This window comes from Stenotrophomonas sp. TD3, from assembly GCF_001939825.1.
Taxonomy (GTDB): Bacteria; Pseudomonadota; Gammaproteobacteria; order Xanthomonadales; family Xanthomonadaceae; genus Stenotrophomonas.
Genome location: NZ_MOYM01000003.1, coordinates 152,072 through 164,846, shown reverse-complemented (window position 1 = coordinate 164,846; position 12,775 = coordinate 152,072). Strand labels below are relative to the sequence as shown.

The 12,775-nt window shown below is 64.6% G+C and carries 11 protein-coding genes and 1 pseudogene; 9 read left to right on the top strand and 3 right to left on the bottom strand.

All coding sequences use genetic code 11. The features are described 5' to 3' along the window. Nucleotides 1–25: 25 nt before the first annotated feature. The 4 genes from BKE09_RS20175 (at nucleotide 26) to BKE09_RS20160 (ending at nucleotide 4,084) form a co-directional block, all read left to right on the top strand. Nucleotides 26–1,231 (top strand): efflux RND transporter periplasmic adaptor subunit, encoded by a 1,206-nt coding sequence (locus tag BKE09_RS20175; protein ID WP_075677551.1) that lies wholly within the window; start codon nucleotides 26–28, stop codon nucleotides 1,229–1,231. Then, nucleotides 1,231–3,198, top strand: coding sequence for a MacB family efflux pump subunit (locus BKE09_RS20170; RefSeq protein WP_075677549.1), 1,968 nt, complete (start codon nucleotides 1,231–1,233; stop codon nucleotides 3,196–3,198). The genes BKE09_RS20175 and BKE09_RS20170 overlap by 1 nt, the downstream gene beginning before the upstream one ends. Before the next feature lie 91 nt (nucleotides 3,199–3,289). Beyond that, on the top strand, nucleotides 3,290–3,676 hold the full coding sequence (locus tag BKE09_RS20165) for a hypothetical protein (protein WP_075677547.1): 387 nt from the start codon (nucleotides 3,290–3,292) through the stop codon (nucleotides 3,674–3,676). Between the two features lie 30 nt (nucleotides 3,677–3,706). Further along, nucleotides 3,707–4,084 carry an EF-hand domain-containing protein gene (locus tag BKE09_RS20160; protein ID WP_075677545.1) on the top strand — a complete coding sequence of 126 codons (378 nt, stop codon included), beginning with the start codon at nucleotides 3,707–3,709 and terminating at the stop codon, nucleotides 4,082–4,084. 80 nt (nucleotides 4,085–4,164) lie between these two features. On the opposite strand, the gene BKE09_RS20155 is transcribed toward BKE09_RS20160, so the two are convergent. Next, entirely contained in the window at nucleotides 4,165–4,620 is a 456-nt protein-coding gene (locus tag BKE09_RS20155) for a hypothetical protein (protein ID WP_075677543.1), read from the bottom strand. 48 nt (nucleotides 4,621–4,668) lie between these two features. Here BKE09_RS20155 and BKE09_RS20150 point away from each other — a divergent pair. Further along, nucleotides 4,669–4,905, top strand: a pseudogene (locus BKE09_RS20150) (oxidoreductase); the annotation flags it as partial. A 174-nt stretch (nucleotides 4,906–5,079) separates the two neighbouring features. Beyond that, nucleotides 5,080–5,394: a hypothetical protein gene (locus tag BKE09_RS20145; RefSeq protein WP_240502956.1), complete on the top strand. Its 315-nt coding sequence runs from the start codon at nucleotides 5,080–5,082 to the stop codon at nucleotides 5,392–5,394. 53 nt (nucleotides 5,395–5,447) lie between these two features. Here the strand turns inward: BKE09_RS20145 and BKE09_RS20140 are convergent, their stop codons facing one another. After that, entirely contained in the window at nucleotides 5,448–5,657 is a 210-nt protein-coding gene (locus BKE09_RS20140) for a hypothetical protein (RefSeq protein ID WP_075677539.1), read from the bottom strand. Between the two features lie 188 nt (nucleotides 5,658–5,845). On the opposite strand from BKE09_RS20140, the gene BKE09_RS20135 reads away from it, so the two are divergent. Continuing rightward, the gene (locus BKE09_RS20135; protein ID WP_075677537.1) at nucleotides 5,846–8,599 is read left to right on the top strand and encodes a UvrD-helicase domain-containing protein; all 2,754 of its coding nucleotides are present in this window, start codon (nucleotides 5,846–5,848) and stop codon (nucleotides 8,597–8,599) included. An 835-nt stretch (nucleotides 8,600–9,434) separates the two neighbouring features. On the opposite strand, the gene BKE09_RS20120 is transcribed toward BKE09_RS20135, so the two are convergent. Then, nucleotides 9,435–10,229 (bottom strand): M15 family metallopeptidase, encoded by a 795-nt coding sequence (locus BKE09_RS20120; protein WP_075677533.1) that lies wholly within the window; start codon nucleotides 10,227–10,229, stop codon nucleotides 9,435–9,437. Between the two features lie 256 nt (nucleotides 10,230–10,485). On the opposite strand from BKE09_RS20120, the gene BKE09_RS20115 reads away from it, so the two are divergent. Further along, entirely contained in the window at nucleotides 10,486–12,264 is a 1,779-nt protein-coding gene (locus BKE09_RS20115; RefSeq protein ID WP_049463013.1) for an adhesin, read from the top strand. Between the two features lie 180 nt (nucleotides 12,265–12,444). Beyond that, entirely contained in the window at nucleotides 12,445–12,729 is a 285-nt protein-coding gene (locus tag BKE09_RS23670) for a hypothetical protein (RefSeq protein WP_139319696.1), read from the top strand. Nucleotides 12,730–12,775: the final 46 nt, after the last annotated feature.

The following is a 12,775-nucleotide window of genomic DNA, read 5'->3' as shown; positions in this document are numbered from 1 at the left end:
CCTGTCTTTCCTGGATGCTGTGCCGATGAGCACCGCACCGCGCCACCGCCGCCGCGTGCTGATCATTGCTACTGCAGTCCTCTGCACCCTGTTGGCGCTCTTCGCGTGGCTCCGGCCCGCACCGCGACCGCAACTGCAGTTGGCACCGGTCACCCGCGGCAACATCGAACAGGTCGTGGAAGCCACCGGAACACTGAAGCCCTCACGGCTGGTAAGCGTGGGCGCGCAGGTCTCCGGCCGCATCGAAACCCTGCATGTGAAGTTGGGTGACAAGGTAAAGGCGGGCGATCCGATTGCCGATATCGATTCGCGCACCCAGCGCAACGCGTTGTTGAGTGCGCAGGCGGCACAACGCACCGCGCGCGCCAACCGCGACGCGCTGGCCACCGACCTGCGCCAGTATCAGCTGACCCTGCAACGCCAGCAGGCGCTGGTTTCAAGGCAACTGGTCGCGCGCGCAGACTACGATGCGGCCAAGGCCAAGGTCGATGCCACCCGTGAACAGATCGCCGCGCTCGATGGCGAGGTGGTGCAGCGGCAGACCGATGTGGATGTGGCGCAGACCAACCTGGGCTACACCCGCATCACCGCGCCCACCGACGGCACCGTGCTGGCCGTGGTCGCGCGCCAGGGCCAGACCGTCAACGCGGTACAGAGCGCACCGACCATCGTGATGCTCGGCAACCAGGACGTGATGACCGTCTACGCCGAGATCTCCGAGGCCGACGTGGTCCACACCGCACTGGGGCAGGAGGCGTTCTTCACCATCCTGGGTGACAGTGACCGACGTTACAGCAGCACGCTGCGCGACATCGCACCGGCACCGGAGTCGATCACCAACGAAGACACCTCCGGCTTCGCGTCCGCCAGCGCTTCGGCGGGCGCCAGCCGTACGGCCATGTACTACAACGGCCAGTTCGACGTGGACAACGCCGATGGCCGCCTGCGCAGCTACATGACCGCGCAGGTACGCATCGTGCTGGGGCGTGCCAGGGGCGTGCTGACCATTCCCTCGGCCGCGCTGGGTGCGCGTGCCGCAGACGGCAGCTACAGCGTGCAGGTGCGCGGCGCGGATGGCCACCCTGCCCCGCGACGCATCACCACCGGGCTGGACGACCAGATCAACGTGGAAGTACGCAGTGGCCTGCAGGAAGGCGAGCAGGTGGTACTGGCCCAGACCGGCGACGCTGTCGCCGCAGCCGCCGCAGCCGCAGCCGCCGCACAGCCATGATGGACACAGAAAAGGACACGCCGCTGCTGCGCGTGCGCGGCATCCGTCGCGAATTCGCAGCGGGCGAACAGACCCTGGTCGTGCTCGATGGCATCGACCTGGATATCCGCGCCGGTGAGCTGGTGGCCATCGTCGGCCAATCCGGCTCGGGCAAATCCACCCTGATGAACATTCTCGGTTGCCTGGACCGGCCCTCGTCCGGCGCGTATCAGATCGCCGGTCGCGAGACCGCGCAGATGTCGCCGGACGAGCTGGCCGAGCTGCGCCGCGAGCACTTCGGCTTCATCTTCCAGCGCTACCACCTGCTGACCGACCTGACCGCGCTGGGCAACGTGGAAGTGCCGGCCATCTACGCCGGCCAACCCAGCGCCGAACGCCATGCCCGCGCCCAGGCCCTGCTTCAGCGATTGGGCCTGGGCGAACGCATGCTGCATCTGCCCGGCGAGCTGTCCGGCGGGCAACAGCAGCGCGTGTCGATCGCGCGCGCGCTGATGAACGGCGGTGCGGTGATCTTCGCCGATGAACCCACCGGCGCGTTGGACACCCAGTCCGGCAAGGAGGTGATGAAGATCCTGGGCGAACTGCACGCCGAAGGCCATACGGTGGTGCTGGTCACCCATGACATGGCCGTGGCCGAACACGCGCAGCGCATCATCGAGATCCGCGATGGGCGCGTCGTGGATGATCGCCCTACCGCTGCCGCGACTGGCCTCGCCCGCAGCATCGCGGCCACCCTGCAGGCACGCAGCGAAGGCACCGGCTGGCAGGCCCTGCGTGATCGCTTCGGCGAAGCCTTCCGCATGGCCCTGCGCGCGATGAACGCGCACCGCATGCGCACCTTCCTGACCATGCTCGGCATCATCATCGGCATTGCCTCGGTGGTGTCGGTGGTCGCCCTGGGTACTGGCGCACGCCAGGCCATCCTGTCCAACATCGCCTCGCTGGGCACCACCACCATCGAGGTCTATCCGGGCTCCGGCTTCGGCGATGTGCACGCTGCACAGGTCGAGACCTTGACGCCCGGCGACAGCGCGGCGCTGGCCGGACAACCGTTCGTGGACAGCGCCACGCCCGGCGTCGCCAGCAGCGGCACCGCCCAGCGTGGCAACCGCTCGGCCAACGTGCAGATGCAGGGCGTGAGTGAGCAGTACTTCCGCGTGCACGGCCTGAAGCTGGGGCAAGGCCGCTTCTTTGGCCAGCCCGCCGTCGCCGGCTACCAGCAGGTGGTGGTGATCGATGCCAACACGCGTGCACGGTTCTTCGCCGCACAGGAAGACCCGATCGGCCAGACCCTGCTGCTGGGCAATGTCCCGGTGCGGGTGGTAGGCGTGGTGAAGAAGGAAGCCGGCGCCGTGGGCGATGCCTCGCTGCTGCAGGTCTGGGTGCCCTACACCACCGCCATGGCGCGCATGCTGGGGCAGAGCCATGTGTCCAGCATCACCGTGCGGGTGTCCGACACCGTGGGCATGCAGGCCGCGGAGGCCGCCATCCGCCGTCTGCTGGAGCGCCGCCACGGGCGGCAGGACTTCTACATGAGCAACAACGCGCAGATCCGCACGTCGATCGAGCAGACCACCCGCATCCTGACGCTGATGATCAGCTCCATTGCCGCCATCGCGCTGGTGGTGGGCGGCATCGGGGTGATGAACATCATGCTGGTGTCGGTGACCGAGCGCACCCGCGAGATCGGCGTGCGCATGGCCGTGGGTGCGCGCCGCAGCGACATCCTGCAGCAGTTCCTGATCGAGTCGGTACTGGTCTGCCTGCTCGGTGGCGTGCTCGGCATCGGCGTGGCGCTGGCGCTGGGGGCAGTGCTGGCACTAGCCGACATCGGCTTCTCGCTGGTGTTCTCGACAACCTCGATCCTGGCCGCGTTTGCCTGCAGCAGCCTGATCGGCATCGGCTTTGGTTTCCTGCCGGCGCGCCGTGCAGCGCAGCTGGACCCGGTGGAGGCACTGGTGCGCTGAACGAAAGACGGCCAACGCAGACGACTACAGGTTCGCGCAATGTCCGCGCGCTGTACTGGCACGACCGACACAGCCGCACAGGAGCGGAACGATGTTTCAGAAGACAGGACGTACAGCGTTGCTGCTAGGTGCCGCACTGCAACTGCTGGTGCTGCTGCCCTACGCGGGCCAGGCTCACGCACAGTACCGCGATGGTTACCGCTCCGGCTGGGACCAGGGCTACCAGGACCGCCAGCGCGAGGACTGGGAGCGCCGCGAGCGCGAACGTGAGCGCGACCGGCGCGACGATGCCAAGGCCAAGCGCGTGGTGGTGGGCGTGGTCGGCGCGGCGGTGGTGGCCGGCGTGATCGCCGCCGCGGCCAAGCGCGAGCGCGAGACCCGCGAGCGCGCCGACTACTGCATGAACCGCTACGGCAACTACGACCGCCGCAACGACACCTACCGCGGTTCGGATGGCTACAGCCATCCCTGCCGCTGACCTGCCCTGCATTCCAAAGGAACCAACCGCATGAACAAGACGCTGCTCATCATCGCCCTGTGCGCCGCACCGCTGATCGGCCACGCCACCAGCGGTGATCCGAAGCAGGCCTATATCGACTCCAGCTTCGCCGTCATGGACAGCAATGGCGATGGCCACATCGACAAGGCCGAGTATGCGAAGTACCAGCAGGCACGCTTCAGCAGGCAGGCCGACTCCATCGACGCTGCGTTCAAGGAAATGGATGCCGACAAAGACGGAAAGATCAGCAGGAAGGAAGCCACGGTGGTGCCGGAAATCGCGCAGTATTTCGCGGGGCTGGATACTGATGGCGATGGCTATCTGTCGCTGAAGGAGATGCAGCAGGCCATGGTGGCCGCGCAGACTGCGGATGCCCCGGCGAAGTAGCACCCCGGTACTGGATGCCACGTCGCATCGCTTTGGAAGGTGCCCACCAAGGTGGGCATCTACCCCCCAGCGCGCGGCGCTCAGCGCACCTTGTACAGCACCGCCGCACCCGGGCGCGGCTCGAACGCCGGAACCGTCTGCTGGGTGAGGGCCGTGCCCTTGGCATCCCACACCAGCGTTTCCACCGGGTACTCATCCTTGCGGGTCATCTGGTCGATCTTGGCGACAACCACCGTCGCAGCCGCTGGCACCTCCGGATTCCAGCCAAATACACCCACGCGGCCGTAGAACACTGCGGGTGCAGAGGCATCCAGACGGCGGTCCGGGCACATCACCAGGCCACGGTCGAGCATGACGCGCAGCGCGCCCACCGGTACCTTCTTCACCGTAGGCGCCGTGCGCTCGGTGCTGTGGCCTGGGCAGACGTTGGCGGCGCGGGTGACCATGTCTTCGGCCACCTGCCGGTCGGATTGGGCGAAGGCCAGAGCCGGGGCCAGGCAGAGGCCCAGCAGGACAAGCGGGGACGTCCGGGTCATTGCAGGTTCCTGTGATGGATGCCAAGCGAACTTAGCAATGCCGGCGCACTGCACGGCTCGGTGCTGCCCTTCATTCTTCGCAACGTGACCCTTGCGGGCGTGGATTCGGTGAATGCACCGCAGGACGTTCGCCAGCGTGCGTGGGATCGCCTCGCTACCGACCTGGACCCGCAGAAGCTGGAAAGCACGGTGCAATTGATCGGGCTTGCCGACGTGCTGGACGTGTACGAGAAGATCATCCCCGGTCAGGTGCGCGGCCGCATCGTTGTGGATGTAAATGCCTGAGCGGATGACCGCAGCGGGGCTCGATGGATGGGTGTAGGTGGAGGGCTGCAATGCGCCCTCCATGCTGCTACGAATGGTGAACCTGCCGTGAAACACGCGGCGCGGCAGTGGTCTTCGGCCATCGCCGGTCGCATACGCTCAGGCTCCCACCGCCGCTGGACTCCCGACATGCCAATGACCGCATTCGCGCTTGCCGCCGCACTTTCGGGCCTGCCCGACATCACCTGGGAGCGCGAGCGCGCCGAGGACGCGCACCAGCTCATGCTCTGCCAGATCCATCGCGATGAGTTGCAGCAGGCCGAGGAAAAGGACGAGGCCTACCAGCGTGCAAAAGCAGTCTGCGACCTGCTGGCGCGGGACTACAGGAACAAGTGGGATTTCGACGCACAGGATGCACTGGCAGCATCGGCGGTGGATCTGGATGAGCTGATCCGGCGTGGGGACGCGGTGGAGGTCCCCCCTGCAAAGCGGGACCGTGCCTACGAGTGATTCAGCAACTGCTGATTCAGCAACTGCCGCTGGCGCTGCCGGTTTCCGAACGCCTAAGGGATCCGGCCCGGCGCTCGTGCCAAGCGCAGGATCCCATCCGGCGGAATGACGGTGCCATCATCCATCACGATAAGCATGTCGGAAACTTCGCCCTCATGCCCTTGCTTCGCGGTGGTCACCAGGATACTCAATGGATCCGTCCGGATATCGTAGCCACCACCGACGTGCTTCAAGGTTCCCACGCGGTCCCAGTTGATTTCCATGGTCGGCTCCTGAATCCAGACGCGTCATGATGCCACGCGCCTGGCTGTTGGATGCGCTGCGATAGACGGCATCCGGACGCGCCCTGGCTGCGCGTGAAAGACCACATGCAACGTCAAGGCCCCTTATCATGCGGGCTTAGGGGCTCTACATGCCCAGTTGACGCTTGCAAGGCAGTACCTGGATGTCTATGGAATGGCGCCCCTCGACCTGGGGCCAACGTGTGACTCGTTCGCCACACTGGTGGCTGCGGCTGGATGGCGAAAACATCGAGCTGAACATCGCCGGTCAGCAATACCGGCAACGCGTGGACGACGATCACGGCGTGCAGGTCATTCCAGGGCTTTTCTGGTCGCGGGTCGAGCTGCAGGCAGGAAGCGCCGTGCGGCTGTCGGTGGATGGGCTTGCCAACGCGCAGGCGTTCCGGCTTGCGGCGGCGCTGCAGCAGGTGCGTTTTGCGCGCACCACACGGGGGCGCAAGGCCCTGTTTGACACGATCCTGCAGCAGGTCCAGGCGTGGTTGAGCGCTGCAGATGCGCTCATCGACCGCGGCAGTGCCGGCCGCCGCTGGATCACCCACGAGCAGCAGCAGACGCTGCTGGCCGAGCGCTCCTCCCTGCCCCTGCAGCCGCCGGAGTTGGAGCAACTGTTCCTTGATGAGAACGTGCATGGCGACCTGCATTCGCACAGTCATCGTGCTGCGCTGGACGCCCTGCACGACTGGCAGCTGGATTGGCCGACTGTATGGGCCGAGGCCAACGCGACCATGGCAATGCGTGAGCGCGTGCTGGCCAAGGACTTCCTGGACCGGGTCGAGAGCAAGCCCCTGACCGAGGAACAGGCCCGCGCCGTCATCTGCTTCGACAACCGGGTGCAGGTCGTGGCCGCGGCCGGCTCTGGCAAGACCTCCACAATGGTCGCCAAGGCCGCTTATGCCATCGATCGCGGCTTTGTCGAACCCGAACGGATCGTGATGCTCGCCTTCAACAAGGACGCCGCCCAGGAGCTGGAGGAGCGCGCACAGCGATGCTTCGACCGGCTCGGCATGGGCGACACCGTGGTGGAAGCCCGGACCTTCCATGCCCTCGGCCTGGCCATCATTGCCAAAGCGACAGGGCGCAAGCCCGATATCCCGGAATGGGCGGTCGACGCGACGCTGGGCTTCAACAAGCTGGCCGAACTGGTGGACGACCTGAAGGACCGCTCGACCCACTTCCGCACCCAGTGGGACATGTTCCGCCTGGTGTTCGGGCGCGACCTTCCGCCATTTGGTGCCGACATGATGGCCGATGGCTACGACCGCGATGGCACGCCCTACATCCGTACCCTGCAGGGTGAGCGGGTGAAGAGCCTGGAAGAGTGCGTCATCGCCGACTGGCTGTTCTACAACGGCGTGGCGTACGACTACGAACGACGCTACGAGTTCGATACCGCGACAGACACCCACCGCCAGTATCGTCCGGACTTCTACTATCCGGACGCCCAGCTGTATCACGAGCACTTTGCGCTGGATGCCGATGGCCAGCCGCCTAAGCACTTTGCCAACTACAGCGAAGGGATGCACTGGAAGCGCCAGCAGCATGTGGCGCGCGGCACCGCCCTGGTCGAGACGACGTCGTTTGGCCTGCGCAGTGGACAGGCCCTTCAGGATCTTGCGGAGCGGCTTGGCGCATCTGATGTCGAGCTCGACCCGAACCCGGATCGCGAGCTGCCTGACCAGGGCGCCAAGCCGATGCCGGACGCGGACCTGATCGGCCTGATGCGCACCTTCATTGCCCATGCCAAGAGCAACTGCCTGACGCTGGACGATATGGCGGCACGCCTGCGGCAGATGCCCGAGGATCAGTTCAAGGAACGCTACCGGCGCTTCCTGGAGATCGCCGGGCCGGTTTTCCAGGCCTGGGACAATGCGCTGGCTGACGAGCGCAGCATCGACTTCGAGGACATGCTCAACATGGCGGCCGGCCTGCTGGAGCAGGGCCACTATGAATCACCCTACGAACTGGTGATGGCCGATGAGTTCCAGGATGCATCGCGCGCCCGTGCGCGCCTCTGTCGTGCATTGGTCAGCCAACCGGGCCGCCATCTGTTCGCGGTGGGCGATGACTGGCAGTCGATCAATCGCTTCGCCGGTGCCGACGTTTCGGTGATGACCGGATTCCGGGAGTGGATGGGCCATGGCCAGGTGCTGAAACTGGAGCAGACGTTCCGTTGCCCGCAGGCACTGTGCGATGTGTCCAGCCGCTTCATCAGCCGCAACCCCGCGCAGATCGCCAAAGCAGTTCGCTCTGCTGCGCCGGCAATGGGCCCAGTGCTGCAGGCGTTCCAGATGAACCGGCGTGAGGAGGTGCAGGATGGCGTTCGCCAGTACCTCGCCAAGCTGCATCAGCAGCTGCTGGCGGGTGCGGTTGCGCAGGGCCGCAACGGGCGCGTGACGGTCTTTGTTCTGGGACGGTATCGCGCGGATCGTGGCGCAGTGCCTTCGGACTGGAAGACGGCCTTCGGCAGCACGATGGACGTCGAGTTCCTGACCGCACATCGATCGAAGGGGCGCGAGGCGGACTACGTGATCCTGCCGGGCATGATCAACCGCAGCTTCCCGAGCCTGCGCGCGGATGACCCGGTGCTTTCGCTGGCAATGCCGGATGGGGATACCTATCCGCTGAGCGAAGAACGGCGGTTGTTCTATGTCGCGCTGACGCGTGCGCGACGGTCGGTGGCGATGTTCACCCTGCAGGGCAAGCACTCGCCGTTCCTGGATGAGCTGGTGAAGGACGGGGCAGTGGAAGTGACCGCGATTTCAGGCGCGGCCCTCCACGAAGAGCGCTGCCCAGTGTGCAGGGTGGGCGTGTTCGTGGACCGCAATGGACCGCACGGGGCCTTCCGGTCGTGCTCGAGCTACCCGTTGTGCCACAACAAGCCGAAGGGTGGGCGTCGGGGATGAATGCATCCCGCTCCCTCCGCGCCATGGCGTTTCCGGAAACGAAAAAGCCCCGGCAGGACCGAGGCTTTTGTCTGGAGGGTGGCAAGGTTGCAGGGTATCGCAAGGTCCCCACACGTCCCCGCCGCGCCCTACTACGGGATAATGCAGCCGTTCAGACGCAAGCATTGCATATAGTTCCGGGTACAGATGCTCAAGTCTGTACCTGAAGCCTCGCATGCAATGTATTGGACTTCGCAGACGGAACAAGGACCGGGGGCTTTCGCCGTGGCGCTACCGATTCCAAAGGTCAACGCACAGGCCGCAACAGCAACAGAAAGCTTGAATCCAATCTTCATGCCATGACTCCGTTGGTCGCCCTCCTTGGGCATCCGAAGCCTAACGCGGGTGTCTGGCACATTCAAATTGCCCGGCGCCAACGTCAGCGCTTGTGCACCCGGAACGATTACCGTCCTTGAATGAAGTAATTCCCTGTTGCCAGAGGAATGCATCGATTTATTCGTTCACCTGACCATAGTGGCCGGATGGCTGGTCAGCAAGGACCGTAGAAACAAAAAAGCCCCTGCTTCCAGGGGCTCCTCTGAACTTCTTGGCGGAGAGAGTGGGACTTCCTTGAGAAGTGCCCTCACCCCTTGGGCGGCTTGGGTTTCACCAATCTGGGAGGTGCCCTGGAATGTGCCCGCGACGAGCATACCCCTTGCGGTGCAACGGATCCAGCCATTTTTGCCGCCCTTGGAAGCGCCATTCTCGATCCCCTCCAAACCGGCGCGATCAGGGCAGATGACCCGCTCGCCCTCACTCTCCGCCGAAAAGGGAAGCAATCCGGTGGACCGCTTTCTCATGTGCGTCTCAGGGCGATTGGGGTCATGGGACAGGACGCCGCAGCAAACGGTTTTGCCTGGAGCCCTTTCAGCGCCAACCTTGCGCCATAGCTCCATGGCCGGCTCACCGTCGCCCACGACACACTGCAAAGCACGGACTCGCACGTCCAGTCCGGCGCCAGCTCGGAATCGCCGCTCCAGGCCCCCCGAGGTGCCTTCGGTGCGTCAGAGACCGACTCCGCCTTGGCAATCACTGTTTGCATTGATCGGCGGGGGGCAGATCCGCCACGAATGGCTGCCAGGCACTCGCTGCGCATCTCGACGTGGGGCATGTCCTTGAAGCTCTTCCAAGCCCCACCCCACCTCAATCCCGCCTGCTGGGCCAGCTCACCGAATCGTTGGTAGCCCTGCCGCACCTGCTCGTCCTTCAGGTCCCAAGAAGGGCGCCCGCGCTTGTAGATGACCATGTCTGCGGCCCAACCGTGGTTGTGGCAACTGCTGCCTGGCCCCACCTGGGTCACGCCCTTTTGGCTGGCGAGCAGCGCGGCCTGGCGCTGTTTAGACCGGTAGCCCTCCATCAGCCGCAGGTCGTAGCCCTCGCCCTTCATCTGCAAGGCGATCCGTTCCAGCGTTGAGCGAAGCTCAGGGTGGACACCGTCCCACTGCGGGGCGTCCTTGTGACGATGGAACAGGCGTTTGAAGAACCCTGGCTTCTTCCCGTGGACCTCAACGGAATCGGTGGCTGGCACGTGAGCGTGGACCAGGATGGGGGCGCTGGCCAATGCGAGCGCTAGCAACAAGCATTGAAACATGAGTAGGCCTCCTTACTCACATGAGCGATGCACCCATGCAAGCGGAGAATCGAAAACGCGCAAGGGGGGCTTGCGGAATCTTTTCCCTGACGTAGAAGAACAGGGGTGGGGAAAAGTCGGCCCCACCGCTTCCCGGCGCAACGGCTCCTCCTACCGTTGTGCCGGGAAGTTTCGTTGGGGGGGCTTGCGCATTCCAGGATCTGATCTATTCGTGAGTGCACACGATCACTCATTTCATATCCCAGGAGGCCATCCCATGAAACGCTCCCTCATCCACTGCGCTTTGCTGGCGGGCCTCTTTGCAGGCACGGCGCAGGCCCAGGTTCAAATGGGCAACGGCGCCGTTGCCAACAAACCCGATACCACCGCAGTGGGCGACCGCGCTCAATCGTTGACCATAGGGGCCACGACCATCGGGGCAGACGCCCTCGCCGATGGCGGGACAATGGTGGATGAAAATGGCGTTCCGGGAGAGTGCGTGGGAGCCACCGCGTTGGGCAATCGCGCCACCGCACGCGGATGCCACACCACCGCTCTGGGTTTCTTGAGCGAAGCGCAGGGCTCAAATGCGCTCGCCATTGGCTCGCGCGCAAAGGCGTTCGCGGTTTACGCCGTCGCTGTCGGCCCCCAAGCGCAAGCCACCGGCGACTTTGCGGTGGCCATCGGCGGGCACAGCCTAGCCAGCGGAATCTCCAGTGTGGCCATCGGCTCTAATGCCCGTTCGCCTGGAGCTAGTGGGACCGCTGTAGGCCCAACCGCAAGAGCCGATGAAAACGGTGGAGCGGCTTTCGGCAGCGGGGCGACTGCGCAAGGCGTTAACAACCTGGCGCTGGGCGCCGCATCCCAGACCGAGGGCGAAGGCGCATCCGCCGTGGGGCCCGGTGCCAACGCCACTGCCGACTTCGCGGGCTCCTACGGTTACGGCGCTGGCGCTGCCGGCGAGGCCGGCACCGCCGTGGGCCCGTGGGCCCAGGCGTTTGCGCCCTACTCTGCTGCCCTCGGCGCGTTGGCCACGGCCAACGCCACGGAAAGCGTGGTATTGGGGCCACGGGCCGTGGCCAACGCAAGGGGATGCGTGGCCGTGGGCGCCAACACTACGTGCGATGAAGAAGAGACCGCAGCGTTCGGCAACCGTCGTTTGACCCAGGTTGCCTTGGGCAGAGCGGACAACGACGCCGTGGCCGTCAGCCAACTGCGCACCGCCGTGGAAACCTTGGGAGCTGGCGCTACCGTAGTGAACGGTGTGATCGTGGCGCCGAACTACCAGCTGAGCAGCGGGAACAACTACACCACCGTGGCCGGCGCTATCTATGATCTCGACGGGCGCGTCCACCAACTGGAGCAGAACCCTGGCGGCGGTGGTGGCGCCACCGGCCCGCAGGGCCCGCAAGGTCCGACCGGTCCGCAAGGTCCCGCAGGCCAGGACGGTAAAGACGGCAAGGATGGCGGAAGCAGCACCGCGGTGGCCGGGGCCAACATTGAAGTCACAGACAACGGGAACGGCACGCAAACCGTTGGACTGAAAGACACCGTTGAGCTGTCCGAGCAGGGCTCGATCCAGGTCGCCAGAACCATCCACAACAGCGACGGCTTCACTGTCCAGGGCGGTCCATCGGTCACCCGATCCGGGATCAACGCCGGCAACCAGCGGGTAACCGGGGTGGCTGCAGGAGCGATCGCTCCCGGGTCTACCGACGCGATCAACGGTGGCCAGCTGTGGGAATACCAACGCCAGCAAGACGACCGCTGGAACCTGACGGACCGCCGTTTCCGCCAGCTCGACAAACGGGTGAGCGGTGTGTGCGCCATGGCCCAAGCAAACGCCCAAATGGCCACATCGACGTCGGCGATCCACGGTGAGAACCGCAACCGCTTGGCCGTAGGTGTCGGTGGCTGCAGCGGTCAAGCCGCCATTTCCATCGGCTACACCCGTGACGTGACCACCCCACGCGGATCCCCATCGGCTTTCTCGATTGGGGTTTCCCGCAGTGGGCAGGACACCGCCGTGGGCGCAGCCTGGGCCATCGGTTGGTAACGAATGTCAGTAGCGAGAAGGAGGTGATCGTATCTCGGCAAGGGCCCCTCGGGCCCTTGTTCGCAGCAAGAGCGAAGTTGTTTAACTATTAAGAGTTATTGCAGTGGAAATCAGGAGAAGACATCACTACAATCCGCTCCCTCATTCGGAGGATGGGCTGCCGAACAGCCCCTTATCTGGGTGGTCGCAACCCTGCTGACAACTGCGACAGTCCTGGCCATAGCTATCGACTGGATTTCAAACACCAAGAGTATTTACGACACCAAATGCAACCACAACACAGAAAAGGAAAAGAACGTGAAGAAAATCTATACAGAGAATCGCAGCACCACTATCAATAGCAATAGCAAAAACAATACCAAGAAAAGCACCTCAAAATGCTTAAAGGTCCTCAGCAGGGTCCTGAAGGCGATGTATGACGCGACCACCGAGATCTGCGCAAGAGCGATCCTCACCTCACACTGAAGTCAACGCGCGGTGAGCCATGCTCCCCGTTGGCCGATATGAAAAG

Excerpts from the sequence above, each read along its gene's own strand:
- BKE09_RS20175 (WP_075677551.1), top strand. The coding sequence starts at position 26 with ATGAGCACCGCACCGCGCCACCGCCGCCGCGTGCTGATCATTGCTACT.
- BKE09_RS20170 (WP_075677549.1), top strand. The coding sequence starts at position 1,231 with ATGGACACAGAAAAGGACACGCCGCTGCTGCGCGTGCGCGGCATCCGT.
- BKE09_RS20165 (WP_075677547.1), top strand. The coding sequence starts at position 3,290 with ATGTTTCAGAAGACAGGACGTACAGCGTTGCTGCTAGGTGCCGCACTG.
- BKE09_RS20160 (WP_075677545.1), top strand. The coding sequence starts at position 3,707 with ATGAACAAGACGCTGCTCATCATCGCCCTGTGCGCCGCACCGCTGATC.
- BKE09_RS20155 (WP_075677543.1), bottom strand. The coding sequence starts at position 4,620 with ATGACCCGGACGTCCCCGCTTGTCCTGCTGGGCCTCTGCCTGGCCCCG.
- BKE09_RS20145 (WP_240502956.1), top strand. The coding sequence starts at position 5,080 with ATGACCGCATTCGCGCTTGCCGCCGCACTTTCGGGCCTGCCCGACATC.
- BKE09_RS20140 (WP_075677539.1), bottom strand. The coding sequence starts at position 5,657 with ATGGAAATCAACTGGGACCGCGTGGGAACCTTGAAGCACGTCGGTGGT.
- BKE09_RS20135 (WP_075677537.1), top strand. The coding sequence starts at position 5,846 with ATGGAATGGCGCCCCTCGACCTGGGGCCAACGTGTGACTCGTTCGCCA.
- BKE09_RS20120 (WP_075677533.1), bottom strand. The coding sequence starts at position 10,229 with ATGTTTCAATGCTTGTTGCTAGCGCTCGCATTGGCCAGCGCCCCCATC.
- BKE09_RS20115 (WP_049463013.1), top strand. The coding sequence starts at position 10,486 with ATGAAACGCTCCCTCATCCACTGCGCTTTGCTGGCGGGCCTCTTTGCA.